Origin of the sequence: Paenibacillus aestuarii (assembly GCF_027789125.1) — a bacterium.
Taxonomy (GTDB): Bacteria; Bacillota; Bacilli; order Paenibacillales; family NBRC-103111; genus Paenibacillus_E; species Paenibacillus_E aestuarii.
Genome location: NZ_JAQFVF010000092.1, coordinates 175,361 through 195,267 on the forward strand (window position 1 = coordinate 175,361; position 19,907 = coordinate 195,267).

18 protein-coding genes and 1 pseudogene are annotated in these 19,907 nt (G+C 51.1%); 4 read left to right on the forward strand and 15 right to left on the reverse strand.

The annotated features are described in order from the left end of the window. Positions 1-72 precede the first annotated feature (72 nt). From O9139_RS32725 to O9139_RS32745, 5 genes are all read right to left on the reverse strand, one after another. Positions 73-828 (reverse strand): hypothetical protein, encoded by a 756-nt coding sequence (locus tag O9139_RS32725; protein ID WP_270885934.1) that lies wholly within the window; start codon positions 826-828, stop codon positions 73-75. A 177-nt stretch (positions 829-1,005) separates the two neighbouring features. Continuing rightward, positions 1,006-1,515: a hypothetical protein gene (locus tag O9139_RS32730; RefSeq protein WP_270885935.1), complete on the reverse strand. Its 510-nt coding sequence runs from the start codon at positions 1,513-1,515 to the stop codon at positions 1,006-1,008. A gap of 144 nt (positions 1,516-1,659) precedes the next feature. Then, positions 1,660-2,667, reverse strand: coding sequence for a FecCD family ABC transporter permease (locus O9139_RS32735; protein WP_270885936.1), 1,008 nt, complete (start codon positions 2,665-2,667; stop codon positions 1,660-1,662). Continuing rightward, on the reverse strand, positions 2,664-3,680 hold the full coding sequence (locus tag O9139_RS32740; protein WP_270885937.1) for a FecCD family ABC transporter permease: 1,017 nt from the start codon (positions 3,678-3,680) through the stop codon (positions 2,664-2,666). Before O9139_RS32740 ends, O9139_RS32735 begins: the two co-directional genes overlap by 4 nt. Position 3,681: 1 nt before the next feature. Further along, positions 3,682-4,620: an iron-hydroxamate ABC transporter substrate-binding protein gene (locus O9139_RS32745; protein WP_270885938.1), complete on the reverse strand. Its 939-nt coding sequence runs from the start codon at positions 4,618-4,620 to the stop codon at positions 3,682-3,684. 183 nt (positions 4,621-4,803) lie between these two features. Here O9139_RS32745 and O9139_RS32750 point away from each other — a divergent pair, with 183 nt between their 5' ends. Further along, positions 4,804-5,856: an NAD(P)/FAD-dependent oxidoreductase gene (locus O9139_RS32750; RefSeq protein ID WP_270885939.1), complete on the forward strand. Its 1,053-nt coding sequence runs from the start codon at positions 4,804-4,806 to the stop codon at positions 5,854-5,856. A gap of 119 nt (positions 5,857-5,975) precedes the next feature. Next, positions 5,976-6,350, forward strand: a pseudogene (locus O9139_RS32755) (SDR family oxidoreductase); the annotation flags it as partial. 55 nt (positions 6,351-6,405) lie between these two features. On the opposite strand, the gene O9139_RS32760 reads toward O9139_RS32755, so the two are convergent. Continuing rightward, positions 6,406-7,842: a histidine kinase N-terminal 7TM domain-containing diguanylate cyclase gene (locus O9139_RS32760; protein WP_270885940.1), complete on the reverse strand. Its 1,437-nt coding sequence runs from the start codon at positions 7,840-7,842 to the stop codon at positions 6,406-6,408. Positions 7,843-8,048: 206 nt separating this feature from the next. Between O9139_RS32760 and O9139_RS32765 the strand changes: the two genes are divergently transcribed. Beyond that, positions 8,049-9,050, forward strand: coding sequence for a BMP family lipoprotein (locus O9139_RS32765; RefSeq protein ID WP_377523851.1), 1,002 nt, complete (start codon positions 8,049-8,051; stop codon positions 9,048-9,050). A gap of 24 nt (positions 9,051-9,074) precedes the next feature. Next, positions 9,075-10,727 (forward strand): methyl-accepting chemotaxis protein, encoded by a 1,653-nt coding sequence (locus O9139_RS32770; RefSeq protein ID WP_270885941.1) that lies wholly within the window; start codon positions 9,075-9,077, stop codon positions 10,725-10,727. A 55-nt stretch (positions 10,728-10,782) separates the two neighbouring features. Here the strand turns inward: O9139_RS32770 and O9139_RS32775 are convergent, their stop codons facing one another. The 9 genes from O9139_RS32775 to O9139_RS32815 all read right to left on the reverse strand — a co-directional run bounded on the left by O9139_RS32775 (position 10,783) and on the right by O9139_RS32815 (position 19,895). Next, positions 10,783-11,583, reverse strand: coding sequence for a putative protein N(5)-glutamine methyltransferase (locus O9139_RS32775; protein WP_270885942.1), 801 nt, complete (start codon positions 11,581-11,583; stop codon positions 10,783-10,785). Positions 11,584-11,746: 163 nt separating this feature from the next. Then, entirely contained in the window at positions 11,747-12,814 is a 1,068-nt protein-coding gene (locus tag O9139_RS32780; protein WP_270885943.1) for a dihydrodipicolinate synthase family protein, read from the reverse strand. A gap of 4 nt (positions 12,815-12,818) precedes the next feature. Continuing rightward, entirely contained in the window at positions 12,819-13,835 is a 1,017-nt protein-coding gene (locus O9139_RS32785) for an NAD-dependent epimerase/dehydratase family protein (RefSeq protein WP_270885944.1), read from the reverse strand. A 178-nt stretch (positions 13,836-14,013) separates the two neighbouring features. Further along, positions 14,014-15,351: a GTP cyclohydrolase IIa gene (locus O9139_RS32790; RefSeq protein ID WP_270885945.1), complete on the reverse strand. Its 1,338-nt coding sequence runs from the start codon at positions 15,349-15,351 to the stop codon at positions 14,014-14,016. 163 nt (positions 15,352-15,514) lie between these two features. After that, on the reverse strand, positions 15,515-15,922 hold the full coding sequence (locus O9139_RS32795; RefSeq protein ID WP_270885946.1) for a hypothetical protein: 408 nt from the start codon (positions 15,920-15,922) through the stop codon (positions 15,515-15,517). Between the two features lie 202 nt (positions 15,923-16,124). Next, positions 16,125-16,832, reverse strand: a complete 708-nt coding sequence (locus tag O9139_RS32800) for an ABC transporter ATP-binding protein (RefSeq protein ID WP_270885947.1) — start codon at positions 16,830-16,832, stop codon at positions 16,125-16,127. Beyond that, on the reverse strand, positions 16,829-17,614 hold the full coding sequence (locus O9139_RS32805; protein ID WP_270885948.1) for an ABC transporter ATP-binding protein: 786 nt from the start codon (positions 17,612-17,614) through the stop codon (positions 16,829-16,831). Before O9139_RS32805 ends, O9139_RS32800 begins: the two co-directional genes overlap by 4 nt. Before the next feature lie 18 nt (positions 17,615-17,632). Next, the gene (locus tag O9139_RS32810) at positions 17,633-18,889 is read right to left on the reverse strand and encodes a branched-chain amino acid ABC transporter permease (RefSeq protein ID WP_377524283.1); all 1,257 of its coding nucleotides are present in this window, start codon (positions 18,887-18,889) and stop codon (positions 17,633-17,635) included. Between the two features lie 19 nt (positions 18,890-18,908). Continuing rightward, positions 18,909-19,895 carry a branched-chain amino acid ABC transporter permease gene (locus O9139_RS32815; protein ID WP_270885950.1) on the reverse strand — a complete coding sequence of 329 codons (987 nt, stop codon included), beginning with the start codon at positions 19,893-19,895 and terminating at the stop codon, positions 18,909-18,911. Positions 19,896-19,907: the final 12 nt, after the last annotated feature.

Sequence of the window (19,907 nt, forward strand, 5' to 3'; positions counted from 1 at the left end):
AATACATCGCTAAACCCGCAAGATCAGCTAGCTCCAGCCCTGCACCCGTACCCCCACCGGTATCCCCATGCATTACAGCTCTGAGCGCGGCCCATATTCCATAGTCCAGATCGGAACCTGATCACCAGGGTTTTTCTCATCGTATACATTGCCCACCCATGGTGAACCGCAGATGTGCAGATAGGCGTATGGCGTGCCATCGAACATCACCCAAGCCCCCGCATCTCTAACAGTATTTGGAAGTCCACACTGCTTGGCGTTGAAAGGCCAAAGTATCATCCAATGCGGGCCAATCGGGATCGCCGGGCTCGTTCTATCGAACGGATCCGTGTTGCTATGCTGCGTGGCACCGCACAGCATATAGATGATGCCCGGTGCTGCATTCGTTGGCCTCGGCTTCTGGGTCAAGTTGTCCATCATCCATTGCAGGCCCATGGGGTCAGCGCACATAGGAGGATTGCCGATCTGATTCTCATCACCAGGAAAGCAGATCCAATGGTTGGTGCCTTGACGCAGAATGGTCAATCTGCCGTCTGCCCCCATTTCTGCAACTGTTGCATCTTTGGTGATGTGTCGTGGGCCAGCCAGCATCGCTCTCGCAATTTTTACGCCGAGAGCTTGTTCGTGCTTTGAAATGGGAACTGACTGCCCAGGCGGCATCATTGCGATCGCGCTGTTGCTGTAGGCGCCAGAGGCCCCTTCACTACGTTTTTCCAAACTTGAAATCTTAGCACCCTCGAGCGCTGCTTTCGCACTAACTTGATCCCGTGGCACAGCTGCCGGTGGATTTTTCCTTACTTTTGACGGAGTTGATTTTCGTTTTGCCATTTGCTTCTTCCTCCTCATTTATTCTGCGTACCGCTTGCATCCAAACGAGTTACTTTCAAGCGTGGAAAAGATCAATTGGTTTACAAATCATGATCGCTATAATGTATGCTGCAAGCCGTCAAAAAACAAACAAAGGCGCCCAAGCCGCTTGAAGCGGTCTGGACGCCTTCATCTTGTTCACCCCTGCTGGGTTTGATCTTCAAAATGTACTTTATTCGTCTCGGCAAAACGCTTCAAAGGCTCAGCGATTGCGGCAACGTCGAACAGGTTCATGCGTTTGGAGTAAACCCAGCGGGTTTTGTTATCCAGCTCAATCGAAATGACACCCGTTTTATAAACAATTTGCTTAATGTTCGCCGCCTCGAGGGTCAGCTCTCTGGAGTATCCTCGCTTAGCGAGCGTAGTTTTGCCGATTTTCAAAAACGGTCTGCGTGCAAAGAACATCAGCAGCGCCACTGCTAAATAAGCGATAATCGTGAACACGTAGGTTCCGCTTTGATCCGCCTGCGTGTATGTAGCCAGCAGAAACACGAAGATAATGATAAACAATAACGGCAGCAGCAGACTGCGGCCTTTAAACACAAGCGGCTTGTCCCCTTCCGAGATCAGGGTTTTGCCCTGCTTCGTTCTGAGCGTGTTCGCTTTTTTCGTATTTTTACTGACCATTCGTTCCCACTTGCGTGACATCTTTCTCCTCCTGATTGCCTGCACCTTGTAAAGTTGTACATAGCCTAACCTTTATTTCACTGTAAAGCTTCCTATTTGTCAAGAAGCATATGAAGAGCGGCCTAGCCAGAGCAAAAAGCAGCCAGCAAGCGGGCACATCGGCCGTTATTTTTTCAACAATAAATACATGAAATATGGCGCCCCGATCAAAGCAACCATGATGCCGGCCGCAATGCCGTCAGGATCCACCATGTTGCGGCCGATCGTGTCCGCGAGCAGCAGCAGCCATCCCCCCAGCAAAGTCGCCAACGGCAAAAAGAGCTGATTGCGCGGGCCTACCAGCGCTTTGGCTATATGCGGCGCCATCAAGCCGATGAAAGCGATGCCTCCGGTCACTGACACCGCCGAGGCGGCCAGCGCGACCGCCGTGATCAGGAACGTCCTGCGCTCTCGCTCCAGCGAAACGCCGACGCCGATTGCCGCTGAATCGCTCAGGCCGAGCAAGTTCAGGAGCCGTGCTTTATACAGCACGAATGGGATCAGCACGATCAGCCACGGCAGCATCGCATAAATAAACGGCCAGTCCGTCCCCCAGATGTTGCCGGCGAGCCATTTGGCGATGAAATCGACCTTGCTCCGTTCCGCCGAAGAGATGACAACGATCATGATGCCAGATAAAGCCATCGAAAAGCCGACGCCGATCAGCACAAGTCTCACAGGCTGCAACCCTGTTTTACGGCTGTAGGCCAGCACATAAATCAGAAAGGCGGTCACAATTGCCCCGGCGAACCCGACGAGCGGAATGACTAAGGCAAACGATGACACTTCAATCGGAACGTACAGGAAAAAAACAGCAATGGCCAGACCGGCCCCGGAATTAATTCCGATAATGCCTGGATCAGCCAAATCGTTGCGTGTTACCCCCTGCAGAATCGAGCCGGACAAAGCCAGCGCCATCCCTGCCAGCAGCGTGATCATAATGCGGGGCAGCCTCACGGTAAACAGCACAAAATGCTCCTTGAACGTGCCCTGACCGAACAACGTCGGCAGAAGGCGGTTATAGGACAGCGAAGCATAACCAAGCCCCATCCCGATAATAATTGTGATCAAAATGAGTGTAAACAGAAGCGCAAGCAGCATGCGCTGCCTGCGGATAATGGCCGGTTGAATCATGTGAATGCGCTCCTTCCCTTGCGTTCAATGAAAAGAAAGAACGGCAATCCCAGCATCGCGACAATCGCAATGACCGGCGTCTCATAAGGCGCATTGAGCGTTCGAGCCAGCAAATCTGCTAAAAGCATGAACACAGCGCCAAGAACCGCCGACATCGGCAAAATAAAGCGGTAATCGATGCCGACAACCGCACGAACGATATGCGGAATCAGCAGTCCGATGAAAGCCATGTTGCCGACTAGCGCGACGGATGCTCCTGCGAGCAGAATCGTCACGATGAACAGTACAACTTTGACGAACATCGTACGCTGGCCTAAGCTGGTTGCGACTTCCTCGCTAAGACTCAAGACGGTGAGCGGCTTGGAAAACAACAGCGCGACCACGATTGCGGCCGCAATGACGGGACCGATCGCAAGGACTTGCCCCCAGGTCGTACCGATCATCCCGCCTGCCGTCCACATGGTCACGTCTTTGGAAATTTTAAAATACAAGCCAACGCCTTCGGAGACCGCGTATAAAAAAGCCGATACAGCCGACCCGGCCAGCACGATGCGCAGCGGCGAGAAGCCGCCTTTGCGCATTGCGCCCATGCCAAACACCAGTGCGGCCCCAAGCGCAGCGCCAATGAAGCAGGCGACCATGATGCCAAAATAATTCGTCCTCGGCATGAATGCGATCGTGCAAGCAAGCGCGGCATTGGCCCCGGCGGTCAATCCGAGTAATCCGGGATCAGCTAGCGGATTTCGCGTCATCCCCTGCATGATGGCTCCGGATACGGCCAGAGCCGCCCCGACGAAAATGCCTGCAACCTCGCGCGGCATCCGGATCTCGCGGATCATCGTGATCGTATTGCCGCTTGCCGAGCGCGATGTCAACGCCATCCACACATCGTGAACCGATGTGCTTGCGGCACCCAAGATCATAGAAACGGCCACTACCCCGATGAACAGAATACAACCGGCTATGCATGTATACACGAATGGTATTTTTCTTCCCGTCTTTGATGCCTCCATGTTATTTACCCAGGAAATCTTTCTCAAATGTTTGCAACTGATAATCCAACGTCAACGGATCGTTAAAATAAAACTCTTTAGCATTGACTTCAAAGAGATGGTTATTTTTCACCGCTGGCATATTTTTGTACGTATCGCTTTGCTGGAAAGAATTGTCGGCATCCGGGTTTTTGCTGAAAATGAGGTAGTCACCGGCAAACTTCGGAAGCACCTCCAACGATAGAGCGTAATAGCCGTCCTTGAGCGCCATTTCCTTCACCTTTTCCGGCATCGGCAGTTTCATTTCCTGATACAAAATCTCCGTTCCCCGTCCCCAGTTATTGCCGTATACATAGAGCTGCTTATCAAAGCTTTCGATGACCGAAACGGTTTTATCCGCTCCGATTTTCGCTTTGATATCTTCGCCGGCTTTCTGCGCACGTTTTTTGAAGTCGTCGACCCACGCCTTGGCCTCTTTCTCTTTATTGAGCGCCTTACCGATTTCGATAAACTGCGTCAAATAATCGACTTTATTGTACGTGTAGGTAATGGTCGGAGCGATTTGCTTGAGCTTGTCGATATTTTTAAGGTCAGCAAGCCCGATGATCAGGTCCGGCTTCAGCTCGATTATTTTTTCCAAGCTTTCATCCGAAACTTCCTGCACGTTTTTCAAGGCAGACTCGAATCGCGGATTCATTTTTGACCAGGAATCGACGCCTACAAGCTTTACATTCAAGGCCATCACGCTTCCGGCGTACGCTGAAAGCACGATGACACGCTGCGGGTTGGCAGGCACTTGAATCGGCCCATTTTCAGATAGATAAGTGACCGTTCCGGATTTCGCCTCGGTTTGATCCGAACTTTCAGGCTTGGGTGAATCCGCTGTCAGCGCCGTTTGGCTGCTGCAAGCGGTAGTCGCCAGCATCAGTCCCAGCAGGATGGGTAGCCATTTTCTTTTCATAGTCGATTGCTCCTTTGCCTATGTAATTTATTGATAATGATTATCATTTGCGGTCAGTGTTAACAATAATGCAGCAAATTAACGTTTGTCAAATGATTTTTTGATTGTCAAACAGGAGAATGTTCGGTATATTTTATTAATAATGATTCTCAATCTCAGTTAAATGTAAGGGGTGAAGATCGCTTGGAACATACGGAACTGTTTGATGTGACTGTAATTGGTGGCGGACCTGCCGGCCTTTATTCGGCTTTTTATAGTGGACTTCGGGAAATGAAAACGAAAATTATTGAATATCAGCCGCAGCTAGGCGGAAAAATTCACGTCTACCCGGAAAAGATGATCTGGGACGTCGGCGGCCATACACCGATTCCCGGGGCTAAGCTGATCCCGCAGCTTGTTGAGCAAGGGCTCACGTTTAATCCTGAAGTTGTATTGAATGAAAAAGTGGAGGCGATCAGCCGCAATGAAGATGGCCTTTTTGTCCTTCGCACCGCCTCCGGCGTGCACCACTATTCCAAAACGGTAATCGTTGCCGTCGGCTCCGGCATTCTCAATCCGAAGAAGCTGCAGATTGAGGGCGCTGAGCGGTACGAAGTGTCCAATTTGAATTACACGGTCAAGTCGCTGGAGCGCTTCAAAGGAAAAACGGTCATCATCTCTGGCGGCGGCAATTCTGCCATCGACTGGGCGAATGAATTGGAGCCTGTGGCTAAGCGTGTGTACCTCACCTACCGCAAAGACCAGCTTACAGGGCATGAGGCGCAGGCGAAACAGCTGATGAATAGCTCGGTGGTTACATGTTTTAACACTTCGATTACCAAGCTCATTGCCGGGGGCGATTCCAGTTCTATCGAGCGCGTCGAGTTGACGAACCATGAGACCGGGGAAGTATCCCACCTCGCCATCGACGACGTGATCATTAACCACGGCTACGAGCAGGACACGTCGCTGCTTCATAATAGCGATCTCACCATTGAGATTGCCAAAAATTATTACATCGCCGGGAACGCGCGCAGCGAGTCCTCCGTCGAGGGCTTGTACGCCGCCGGCGACATCCTTTTTTACGAAGGCAAAGTGAACCTTATTGCCGGCGCTTTTCAGGACGCAGCCAACGCGGTGAATAAAGCGAAGCAATATATCCAGCCTACTGCGGAGGGATACGGCATGGTGTCCTCGCACAATGCCGTGTTCAAAGAGCGGAATCGCGAGCTCGTGAAGAAAATGTTTCAAGCTTAGGGGAGCGCAACGGCATAATAAGCACTCGACACAGAAGTGCAGAAGTGCTGAAGTGCTGAAGTGCAGCAGTATAACAGCAGAGCAGTAGACTGGCATAACAGCAAAGCAATGCTGTTGTACAGCAAGCCATGAAACATATGAGCGATAAAGGCCGCATTATCAACTTCTCCACTTCCGTAGCCGGATTGATGCTGCCAGCCTATAGTGTATATGCAGGCACCAAAGGCGCTGTAGAGCAGATCAGCCGGCAATTAGCCAAAGAGTTCAGCCCGCGAGGCATCACCATTAATACAATTGCACCGGGACCGGTAAATACGGAACTGTTTACCGTTGGCAAAACGCCTGAGCAGATTCAGGGTATGGCGAATATGAACGCTTTCGGGCGCTTGGGTGAGCCTGATGACATTTCCAAAGTCGTCCTGTTCTTGGCAGGCCAGGAATCGCAGTGGATCACCGGACAGACCCTCCGTGTCAACGGCGGCATGGTTTTATAGACATACCAAAAAAGAGAGCATCCTGCGTCATTGGCGCAAGGAAGGCTCTCTTTTGTTAAACATGAAGCTGGACCAGGTTGCGCCCTCCCCGCTTGGCGCGATACAGGGCCGTATCCGCATCGCGCAGCAGCGACTCCAAAGTATCTTCGATATCCCTGAATTCGGAGGCTCCGAAGCTTGCAGTAATGACAATGGAGCCATGACCGATATCCATCGGCTCAGCCTCCAGCGCCGTGCGAATCGCTTCCGCCAGCTCGCCTGCCAGCTCCAGCGTATACGCCGGCAGCGCGAGGACAAACTCCTCCCCGCCGTACCTGGCGAAGCGCACATCCGGCTCGATCAGCTTGCGGACGATCGATACGACGTGCACGATGGCGCGATCGCCCACGTCATGCCCATAAGTGTCATTGATGCGTTTGAAATAATCAATATCAAATAAAACAAAAGCAATGGCCGTCTGACCGTAACGCGCCTCTTCCAATAAAACTTTGCTGCGGTGAATGAAGGCGGTGCGGTTGAGCAGCTTGGTCATGCCGTCGTAGAACGCCAACTGGGTCAGCTGATTCTGCAGCCGCCTTGGCTCCGTCACATCGATCAGCATAAGCAAGCTGCCGACGGTTTCCGGAAAGCCGCTGCCGGTTAACTGCCGCCATGCCTCATCCAGCGTCAGTCCGATCATTCCTGCCGTTAAGCCAGGAATCATGCGTGCAACCGCATCGTTAAGATCAATCAGCCGTTCGGCGGAATCGAGGACAATCGCCCCCTCCCTCATGCTCTCGAAAATTCTTTCCTTAGCAATCGGAACAATCGTCAGCATCCGAGTCGATACCATAGCCCAGATATACATCGCAGATGTCACACACAGCACGATCGGAACCGGATCAATGCCATACGGAGTCAAGCCCATCAAATAAATGAAAGCGCCAGCCATCGGCAAAAACTGCCCAACAATAAGCGTCGTCAACTGCGGCCGGTAGTTCCTCTTCGTTTGTTCCCATTTGCGGATTAGCAGAACCATGGCGGCCAGCATGCAGCCAAACGTAAAAGACCCTTGAACGATATACCACTGCCCGATGACGATCCGGGTCAAGGGCACATCCTCGCGAAAAGTCATTGATTTATAAAATAAATGATGATAATCATTCGTTGTCAGCAAGATCATCGTGATGCACGGAATCGTAAATAAAGCGGCAATCACTTTGTGTGAAACGTTCTTTCCCAAATACTGCATAACCAAGACCAAGCCGAGGGCAGGCGCTGTCGAGATGCCCAAATATTCAATAATTGTCCAATATTTGATCTGCGCAAGCGAGCTGCTCGCCATTTCAAAAGCAACGGCAAAAATATAAACCGCCTGAGCGGCTGTATATAAAATAAACGTGCGCGCTCCGGGCACCTCGGATCTTTTCAAAAAAGCATAGACGCATAAAAAAGTAGTAAACACGCCTGAAGTGGCCATAAGCGTGATGAACATTGTGATGGATGATCCCATAATTAGCACTCCAAACGGTTAGTTAAGCACACGATGCCTATATAAAATAGGATAACATACCCAAAACACCCCGGCAAACATTATTCATAAATAAAGTGTTGCATTTTTCAACACCACTAGGTATATATTACCAGTATAATTCGGGGACTCGACTACCGATATAGAAAAGGTACTTTTTACAACAATATATAGAGGTGGAGACAAAAATGAAGCCGCAACTTCAAAAATGGCTGCGGGCTTGCCCGTTATTATTGGCACTTATGATGCTGGTCAGCGGATGCACGCCACATGCTGCAACCGAGCAAAAAAGCCAAACAAAGATTGGCATCATGCTGTCGGATGTCGGACTTGGCGACCAATCCTTCAGTGATGCCGCTTTTCATGGGCTGATAAAATCCCGAGATGAACTCGGCGTTATTTTCGATTATAAGGAGCTTGCGCAAACGAAAACGTATGACGTCGGATTTGAGCAATTGCTGCAAGAAGACTGCGATCTGATTGTCGGCTTGGGCTTTATGGTCAAGGACAGCTTGGAAAAAGCGGCGAAACAGCATCCTGACAAGCAGTTCGTCATTATCGACGAGCAATCGGATTTGCCGAATGTCGCTTCGATTACTTTTAAAGAAGAAGAAGGCAGTTTCCTGGCAGGTGTCGTTGCAGGTCTTACGACCCAAAGCAATCATCTTGGCTTTCTTGGTGGCGTCGATGCGCCGATTATCCATAAATTCCAGAACGGATTCGAACAAGGCGTTAAAGCTGCTAATCCGCAAGCGACCATCAAGGCCGTCTATGCCGGCGATTTCGGCAAAGCGGATCTGGGCACACAATTGGCCGACTCGATGATGGACCAAGATAAGGTCGACGTTATCTACGCAGCAGCCGGGTTTACCGGAGTCGGGGCGCTGCAGGAGGCGGCTAAGCACGGCAAGTATGCGATCGGCGTCGACACGGATCAATTTTTCATTGCCGAAAAGGCGGTCATTACGTCGATGATGAAAAATGTCGATGTCGCGCTCAACTCCGCAGTGAAAACTTTTGTGGATAATAAAAACCATTTTCCTCAGCAGCACATGGTGTTCGGCCTGAAGGAGCAGGGCGTCGGCATAGCCCCAGTCCGTGTCGTCTCGTTGACGCCGGAGCAGCAGAAAATTTTTGACGAACAGAAGCAGAAGCTCGCATCCGGCTCCATTACGATTGCAACCCCATAAATGCAGCCAAGGAGGAATATGTAGATGAAATTGCAAGGCAAATTAGTGCTCAACGCGATGATTTCATTGGTGGCGTGCCTGATTTTGGTCGCCTACATCATTACGCAATTATTGAGCATGAATGCGCAGAATCAAGATTTGGTCCCTGTTTTAACAAACATTCAGGAGCTTAAAGGCAGCGTGATTCAAACGAGCCAATCTTTGAATAATTATTCATTTTCCATGACGGAAAGCAATAAAGCGGAAGTGCTCACCGATCTCCAAGATATTGAGAAGCTGCTGGCTGTTTTATCAGCCGCTAATTTGACCGATGGTCAAAAGAAGCTAATCACGAGCATCGGGGACAAATACAAGGAGCTGGCGGCAGCGACGACGGAAGCTGTCAATAAACAAAACAGCCCTGAGGCCAAGCGTCAATCCATTCGTACACTTGGGATTCAGAATGATATTTACATGTTCAACCAATTGTCCAAGGAACGTTATGACGCCTATACGCAAGCGTTGAGCCAAAAGATTCGCTTCACTTGGCAGTTGGCGCTGGCCGGCGGCATTTTGCTGTTCGTTGCTGTAGGTACGTTCAATACACTGGCAGCTCGCAGTCTGGTGAAACGGATTCGCCTGTTGAGCACAGCAGCCGGACAGATTGCGGAAGGCGACTTGACCATTGAACTTGCGAGCTCGAAGGGACGCGATGAGCTGAACGAGCTGAACGGCTCATTTCAGCTGATGATCGGCAACCTGCGCAGTATCGTCCGTGACGTTAACCAGGCTGGCTGGCGTGTAGACGATATGGCCAAAGATATCGACCGGAACAATGACACGATGCAGGAGATTGTCCTCCAAGTCGCCAGAGCCACGGAAGAAATGTCGATCGGCAGCCAAAAAATTGCCGAAGACGCAAGCACGACCGTCACCTTGGTCGATACGATGTACGAAAAGTTCGAGATGAACTTGGTCAAGACCGCCCTATCGTCCGAGTATGGCGAAGAGGCCAAGAAGGCCATTGAACTTGGCGGACAAGCGATGGTCGAACAGCTGCGCGTTGTCGCCGACAACCGCAAGGCGATGTCCATCGTCGAACAGACGGTGCAGGAACTGGAAGCGAATGCGGCGCAAATTACACTAATGACAAAAATGGTGGCAGAAATCGCCAATCAGACGAATTTGTTATCCTTGAATGCCTCCATCGAGGCAGCCCGAGCAGGTGAAGCCGGCAAAGGTTTTGCCGTTGTTGCCGGTGAAGTGAAGAAGCTCGCTGAGCAATCCGTGACGGCCGTCAAGCAAATTCACACAGCGGTAGGCGGCATTACAACAGCGATGGACAAAGTGAAAGCTTCCGTAGGCCAGAGCATGCGGCTGTTTCAGGATCAGGAGACTGCGGCTGCATCGTCTGGCCAATCGTTTGAAGATATCAACTTCAAAGTCCAACAAATTGCCAGCCAACTGACCTCCCTCACGTCGGAAATGCAAGAAGCCCAAGACCTGTGCATCCATGTACAGCAGGCGATCACAAGCATTAGCGCGATTACGCAGCAATCTGCGGCCGGCAGCGAGGAGATTACGGCTTCGACGGTAGAGCAAAAACGCTCCTTCGACGACGCCAGTGACAAAGTCAAAGTGCTAAGGGAAATTGCCGAGGACATGCAGCAGAAGCTGCAGCGATTCCGAATCGAATAACGAACAAGCGGTCCGGCGAAGGTGTCACCTACCTTCGTCGGACCGCTTGTTCGTTCTACAGCTTCGTGCCGATGACAACCGTCGCGTCCAGCTCCTCAGCGCTGACCACTTGAGCGCCCAGCCCTTCGCGCATGAAGATCGCTGCGGTCTGCGCCGCCTGCCCCTCGCTGACCTCAACCAGCAGGCGCCCGCCCAGGACCAGCCACCCCGGCGCTGCCGCCGCCACTCGGCGATGGATGTCTAGGCCGTCCGCTCCGCCGTCGAGCGCCACCCGAGCCTCATGCATGCGTGCCTCCTGCGGCAGCCGGGCGATGCCGCCCGTCGGCACGTAAGGCGCGTTGGCGATGAGCACGTCGACCTGCCCTTGCAGGGACACCGGCAGCGGCTCGTACAGGTCGCCTTCATAGACGCGACCGCTTGTTGCGATATTGCGCCGGGCACAGCGCACGGCGGCTGGATCGACATCAGCGGCGTGCAGCTGAATGCCCGCTACAGCCGCAGCCATGGCAGCGCCGATCGCGCCGGACCCGCAGCAGAGGTCGAGCACGACAGGGCTTGCGGATTGGCGGGCCAGCCCAATGGCCAGGCTGGCGAGGAATTCCGTGCGGCGTCGAGGGATGAAGACGCCCCGCTCCACAACCATGCGCCGGCCGCAAAACTCCGCCCAGCCGAGCACATATTCGAGGGGCATCCCCGCCGCCCGCTCGGCCACCATGTTCGCCAGCTCAGTCGGCGAACCGGCTGCAGGGAGGAGCAGTTGTGCCTCCTCTTCGGCAAAGACGCAACCGGCAGCGCGCAGCGTGCCGGTCACCTCGGCATACAATGAATCTGCGGTACTGTTCCAAGCTTTTTCCATCCAGCGTCCCTCCCATCAACGAACATGTTCGTGTTCGCTTTTAACCTTATTATCATAAGTCCAATTGGCAAATACTTCAAATCGTGAAAGCAAAAAGCCGCCCTTTAGCGTGGACGGCTTGTTTGTGGTAGAGCGATTGCTGAAAGACTCCGCAAGTTCCATTTTATGACAGCCACTCGATTAGATGCTTCTTTATAAACGCGTCATCATGCAAATGCGGATAGTTCTGATAGATGCGATGGATCTCTTCCATTTGACCACGTGACAAGTCCTCCTCAGGGTTCAAGCACCATCGGCCTTCCAGAAGCCCTTGTCTTCGCAGCACTTCATGAATCCCTGCTATGCAGCCTGCGAAACCGTTCGCCGCATCAAAAAACGCCGCATTCGTGTCGGTAACTTCGATATTGCGGGACAGCCATTCAGCATCCACACGCTGCTCATTGCGCACAAGCTTGATTGCCTCCAAAAGCTCAACCGCTTTATGCGTCCATACCGCCCAATGCCCCAGCAAACCGCCAACGATCTTCTTCTCGACCCGTGTACCTTCAACATCGAAGCGGTACGTCGTCAGCAAATCATTGACAATGTTATCGTCATTGCCTGTATACAAGGCGATGTCATCACGCCGTGCGGAATGGCAGACAGCCCGGACGACATCGATGGTTTGATAGCGATTGAATGGTGCCATCTTGATTGCCGTCACGCCGGGAATGTCCGCAAAAGCTTTCCAGAAATCGTAGGACAATACTCGGCCGCCGACGGATGGCTGCAAATAAAACCCGAAGACAGGCATAATGTCGGCGATGCGCTCGACCCGCTGGAGCAGTTCACGCTCCGTCCAGCTCTGAAGCCCGCCCAAGCTGACCAACCCAAGATCATAGCCGAGCTCTACCGCCGTTTGCGCTTCGTAGACGGCCTGGTCCGTCGGCCCGCATATGCCGGCAACTTGCAGGAAGGGACGCGTTAGCTGCGCGTTGTTCACCTCTTCAGACGCCAGTTGCAACACTTTTTCGAATAAACGATGCTTCGGTTCTCTGATCTCAAACTGGGTCGTATGCACGCCGACTGCAATGCCGCCAGCCCCTGCCGCCATGTAGTAACGTGTTAACGCCCTTTGACGCCGCTCATCCAACTGCCGCTCCGCATTCAATGCGAGCGGATGAGCGGGAATCACCAGCCCGTCGTGCAGGGCTTGGCGTTTGGCTGAACTTAAAGGTCTGATTGCGCTCATTCGCTTAATATTTCCCCTCTCGTTCCTGAAAATGGGTCGGTTTATTCCACGTCTGCCCGTCCGCCAAGCACCATTCCGCCGTCCAATCGATCATTTGCTTTAGCGAAGTCCGAGGGTATCCAAAGAGTTGGAACGATTTGGAAGCGTTGCTGAGCAATGCATTCGTCGATTCTTCGCCTTTAAAAGTAGGCTCGACACCGAATTTCTGGGCAAATACCCCCGCTACCCAACGCAGCGAAATCGTTTCCGGCCCTGTGATATTGACCACTGTCGGCGGATTGCTGCAGACGTTCAGCGAACGTATCGCCATTTCGTTGGCGTCGCCTTGCCAAATGCAGTTAAAATTGCCCATGGTGAGGTCGACCGGACGGCCTTCTTTAACGGATTTCGCTACCTCCAGCAGCACACCGTAACGCAAGTCAATCGCATAGTTCAACCGGTATATGGTCATTGGCGTTTTATTTTTATGGGCAAAATGCTCAAAGATCCGTTCGCGTCCAAGGCAGGATTGACCGTATTCGCCAATCGGTGAAGGCGGTATTTGCTCCGTGGCGCCACCAAGCGTGACTGGTGTAAACGGATACACGTTACCTGTGGAGAAAACGACGATGTTTGAATGTTTAAACTTTTCGGCAACGCGGCCCGGCAGGTAGGCATTCATCGCCCATGTAAAATGTTCATTGCCCACCGTTCCAAATTTATTGCCCGCCATGTAAAGTACGTTCTTCACTTCCGGCAATTGTTGAAGCTGCTCGTCATTAAGCAAATCGACGGAAATGGTCTCGACGCCATCAGCCTCAAGCTCCTCCCGCAAGCCTGGCGTTGAAAAGCGCGAAGCGCCAATCACACGCTTGTTGACACCTGCTGCGCGAATTGCATGTTTGGCTAATCTGGCTAAGCTCGGTCCCATTTTGCCGCCGATGCCCAGCAGCAGAATATCCCCTTCCAAAGCAGCGATATCCTGAATTAATGCAGGTGATGGCTGAGCCAATTGTTCTTCCAAAGCTTGAGTGTTTTTCATGCCGTTCTCCTCTCCATTCCCTTGGGATACTTTCATTGTAGAGAGAAGGTTATTTAAAGACAAGTCTTTAAAGTGTCTTTAAATAGGCGGGAAGTCGTGCGGGCTGGGAAGGATGCGCGGGAGATCTCGCAAAGCAAAAAACTCGCTTTGCTAGCCCCGCTTTCGCGCCCCATCGGCGCTACCCCTCCAAAAACGGAAACCGATACCGTTGTCGTGGCCGTCCCTTTGGCATTTTTTCCATCGTACTCGCTTCGGCTAGTCCCGCATCCGACCATTCCAGCAGCAAACGATGCGTGCTGCGTACGGTAATGTTCAGCAGCGAAGCCAGCTCCTGCACGTTGAATTCGTTCCTGCCGGTTCGCGCATAGGCGACAAGCAGTTTACTCAAGTAAGACGAAGTCATATTGGCGCCCTCCGCCTGCTGAATCACGTCCGGATTGACGAGCGCCCAATCTTGCACTAGCGCATCAGTCATCTCTAAAGGCCCGATAATCCCGCCGTCTTCCCTGACAATAAAGCAGGAGTTGCCTTGTGCTTCTTTGGCCCTGCGCAGTGCCGCTCTGGCATGCGTCCCCGCTTCATTCGCGGTTCGCCCGAATCCGATACCGATGCTCAGTGTGAGCTGATACGATTTATGCAGCTCCGCAGCCAGGGGCAATCTTTTGTAACCACCCGTTTCCTGCTCGAAAATCCCTCTGGTCGTAAAAAACAAATATTCATCCCCGCCAAGATGGGTCAAATGGCCTCTGAATGCATCTACATGATCCAGCAGCATGCGGTGAATATCAAGCTTAAGCTTCTGAATGTCATGCTCTGAGCTCTGACGATCAACAATTTTCCCGAAACCGTCCACCTGGATGAGCCCCACAACAATCTGCGACTCCTTACTCTTTCGCGCATTCGTCGACAGCAAAGCCCGCTCCAGAGCAACGACGATGTCTTGATCCGTCGGCGTGATCCATTCGTTTGGGATGCCCCGCTCCTCCAGTTCGACAGATATCGAACGGATGCCTGTCAGCGCGCCCGCCGTCATCCCCTGCATGAAGCAGTCTTGATGAAAAGCCAGCAGTTGCTCTCTTGTCGGGTTGCTAGCGCCCTCATAGCACAACACTTGCAGAGCTTGATCATCCAACTCCTCCAGAAAACGCTTCACCATAACCGATGTGATCGTATCTACACTAATGGCGTTTCTATACCCATTCCCCAACTTTTTCTGAATATTGTAAAAAGCCTTATATAAACCGGTTTCGTTATAATGAACATAATGGACGGGGACCGCAGACTCCACTCGCTCCAGCACTTTACGGTATGGTACAGGACCGCACAGCAGCAAAACCTCCACTTCATGTTTAAGGGCGTCCGCCAAAGCCGGCGTTTCTGTTTCGTGTTTGGATATCCTGGTGATCGGCTCGAGCGTCGGAAATCGCTTCATGTTTTTTACAATTCTGGTGACCATTTCACCAGGACCGACAACGCCAATCTTGATGCCTGCTTCCGGATTGCTATAATTTCCCACAGAAAAATCCTCGCTTCTTTTCTCAATTTCCCAGTATTTCTTCTATATTAGCAAAACTTAAGAGACTGTAACAGAAATCTATTTGGTTCCGCACGCCCCCATTCATTACCCAGGAAATAAAAAAACAGCCGCTTGGAAGCAAGCTGCTGTTTCATACATACGACTATTTGGACATTAGGATCGCCCTTAGTAAATCTCGAATGGATGTATCTGCCTCGTACAATAATCCCCCATGTCTGCGAACGATCGAATGAAGATCCACCCCAATGGGGCTATTAAAGTTTTCAGGCTCTTTCACGGGTAGAAAGAAAAGATGACTGCCATTTGTGATAGCGTCCAGCTCCTGGTTGTTGTCGATATCCGGAAAATTAACTTCGAACTTTCTTGTTTTGCTCTCCTCCTTGGACCTGGACGAGACTTGCATCGTAATCATATTGCTCCTAGGCGAGGTGACAAGGCGAACATTGATTTCTGCTTCAGCATGTGGGTTCATACCTGCCGTCTCCTTCACACCCCAAACAATAACAACGGGATGATTTACTCCATCATCGATCAAACTGATTTTTCGCATAGTGATAGAGTCACACCTTTCTATGAAGTTGGAATTCTACCGATGTAATATTAAACTTACAACAAGAGAAGACGTTTTGCAAGCATGATCCTGGTCTTTTGATAGAAAACAAGAAGATCAGCCGGTGTGCCCGTCTGACCTCTTGAGCTTGCTAGGCTTCTACACCTAACTGCAACGACCACACTCAATCCCTCACAGCAACTTACCCTGCCAAATAGGCCTCCTTTACCCGATCATTGACTAATAAGTTCTGCGCATCATCCTCCATGGTGACCTCTCCGGTTTGCATGACATAACCGCGATCGGCAATTTGCAGCGCTTGATATGCGTTTTGTTCGACGAGCAGAATCGTCATCCCTTGGCGGTTCAACGCTTGAATGATTTCAAAGATCTGATCGACGATCACCGGCGCCAATCCCATGGACGGCTCATCGAGCAGCAAAATTCGCGGCTGCATCATCAGCGCCCGGGCGATAGCCAGCATTTGTTGCTCCCCCCCGCTCATCGTGCCCCCCGCCTGATGAAGACGCTCTTTCAAGCGAGGAAAATAAACAAAGGACTGCTCCATTCGCTCTTGAATAATTTTTTTGCTTTTTACCGAAAAAGCGCCCATTTCCAGGTTCTCCTTCACCGTTAGCTTTGGAAATATTCGCCGCCCTTCGGGAACATGGGCAACACCATCCAACGCCGTTTGATGCGGAAGCCGATTCGCAATGCTGCATCCATCCAGCAAAATCGAGCCGGTTGTTTTCACTTGACCGCAGATGGATTTCAGCGTCGTAGATTTACCGGCTCCGTTACTGCCAATCAGTGTGACGATCTCCCCATCGGCAACGTGCAGGGACACACCTTTTAATGCTTGAATGCCGCCATAATAGGCATGAACGTCTTGCATTTGCAGCATATTCATAAAGCCACCTCTTGTCTTCGTGCGCCTTTGCCCAAATAAGCTTCAATCACGCGAGGGTTGCTGCGGATCATCGCCGGCGTACCTTCAGCAATCTTCTCCCCATGGTCCAATACAAGGATATGATCGGAAATTTCCATCACCAGCTTCATATCGTGCTCAATCAAAATGATAGTCATATCCAGTTCCTGTCGGATGCGGCGAATAATCCCGGTGAGTTCAAGCGTTTCACGGGGATTCATCCCACAAGCCGGTTCATCCAGCAGAAGGATTTTCGGCTTGACCGCCAGTGCTCGGGCGATTTCCAAACGTCTTTGTGCTCCGTACGACAGATTGTTCGCATTTTCATTTAGATGAGCTTCCAGGCCCAGATCATGCAGCAGTTGGTAGGCATCTTCCATAGCTGTTTGCTCCTCGCGACGAACGCCAGCAAGCCCGAGAAGCGAGCTCAATAATCCACCTTGCAGATGAGTATGCATACCGACCATTACGTTCTCTAGTACCGTCATATTGCCGAACAGCCTAATATTTTGAAAAGTACGAGCGACGCCTTTGCCTGCAATCCTGTCCGGCTTCACATTGACGATCGATTGGTCTTCCAATTCGATTTCTCCCTCATCAGGGGTATAAATACCCGTAATCATATTGAAAAAAGTGGTCTTGCCGGCTCCGTTCGGACCGATCACAGCACTTATTTTTCCCTTTTGAAACTCATGATGAACGCCATTCACCGCCACCAAGCCACCAAACCGCTTCACCAAGTTCCTTACACGCAGAACAGCCATCGCAAATCCCCTCCAACTTTACAGTTTAACTTGCTCCCTCGCAGCCGTTGCCATACGGTTTCTTAGACTTTCTTCACTCACTTTGCGGTTCTTAACTGCAATTAAACCGTTCGGTTTAAAGACGGCAATAAGGATAAGAATGGCTCCGAAAATGAACCGCTGCATTTTTGAAGGAGATAGCGTAAGCGGAAAGTGGATAACGCCTTGTAAAGTCAACTGATTTAACCAGTTCGTAAATTCGGTAAGCACCTGAAGATTAAGGATGGTAATGAGTGCAGCGCCAAGGATGACGCCAGGCACGCTCCCCATTCCGCCTAGAACGACCATGACTAAAATCGTAATCGATTCCAGCAGTGTAAAGCTCGATGGGTCAATGAAAGTCATTTTAGCGGCGAAGACCACGCCCATAATGCCCGAGAAAGATGCCCCAACGGCAAAAGCGGTCAGCTTCGTGCGCATCAAGGGAACCCCCATCGCCTGCGCAGCAATTTCATTTTCCCGCACAGCTTTCCACGAACGACCTATCCGGGAATGTTCAAACTTTCTCACGCTATAGATAATGAGGATCAAAATGCCGATTACGATATAATAAAATTGATGCGGATGCGTAAAAGCATAGCCGAACAAATCTGGCGGCTTGATTGAAGAGATGCCCTTGGCACCGTTCGTAATGTTCACCGGTTTCTCCAGGTTGTTGAAAACGATCCGAATTACTTCACCGAAACCCAGTGTGACAATTGCCAGATAATCCCCCTTCACCCTTAGAACCGGCAGGCCCAGGAGGACGCCAAACAATGCTGCCATAAAGCCGCCTGCCAAGATAAAGAACCAGAACGCAGAACCAGAAAAAGGGATAAAATCGCCCGATAGGAAGTGCTTCGCCTGAGTCGTCGAAAATATCCCGTACGTATAAGCGCCAATTGCAAAAAAAGCGACGAACCCCAGATCCAACAAGCCTGCAAATCCAACGACAATATTAAGTCCGAGGGCCATTGCAATATAGATACCGCTTTGTGTGGCCACTTCCATGTACGATTCATAAGCAGGTCCACCGGACGAGGCTAACGGAATGATGATCAGCAAGAGAATACTGCCGAGCGTCCATTTCATTTTATTGGAAAAAGAAGTGTAATAGAGTAACAGCAAGGAGGCCAGCAACAATAAAAAGGCCGCTACCGATTTGGCCATCATATATACACTAAGCGCAGTCACCGTGACAAGCAGCAGCAGAACTAAACCCTGACTTTTCCAGCTGCCCGCCAGACTCCATTTCATTTTATCCAGCATGAGTCACCTACACTTTCTCTTTGACGGCTCTGCCAAACAGACCCTCGGGCTTAAAGATCAATACAACAATGAGAATCATAAAAGCAAACACATCTTTGTACTCGGAACCGAAGCTACCATTTGTCAACATTCCAAGATTGGAAGATGCAAACATTTCAAGCATCCCGATTAACAGTCCGCCGAACATCGCGCCCCGTATATTGCCGATGCCGCCAAGCACAGCTGCCGTGAACGCTTTCAACCCTAAAAGGTAACCGATATATGGATCGATTGTGCCGTACTGCTGCGCAAACAACACCCCAGTAGCGCCGCCTAATGCCGAACCGACAAAAAAGGTCACAATGATCACTTTATTCACATTGATGGACATTAATGAGGCCGTGTCCCGGTCCTGTGCGACCGCACGCATAGCGACTCCCCATTTTGTGCGATGAACAAAATAATCCAAGCCGATCATGAGTAGAACAGCCACGATAATAATGATGAGTGTATTCGTCTTTAAAGAGGCATCCCCCAGCCATGAACTAAGGGAGGAAGTGCTGAGCTGCATGTTTTTATCAAATAACGTCGTGCCGCTAATGATATAATTGCCCGTCTTCAATTCGGAAATAAAACGTACGAGATCTTGGAGCACGAAAGAAACGCCGATTGCGGAAATGAGTGAAATCAACTTCGGCGCTTTGCGGAGCGGTCTGTATGCGATTCGTTCAATCCCCACGCCGAGAAGTCCCGTACACAGCATGGCAATTGCTAAAATCAGCGCATACGCCAGCCATCCCGGCATTTCGCCGAGCCAGCCAGTTGATTGAAAAACAAACAGGACAGCTGTGCCGATGAACGCCCCCGTCATAAAAATTTCACCATGCGCAAAATTGATCAATTCCAGAATCCCGTATACCATCGTGTAGCCCAAAGCAACAACCGCATAAATCGCTCCTAAAGCAAGACCGTCAATAAAAACTTGCGGGAATGAGTGCAGGATGTTCAGCATCATGAAGCTGCTCCT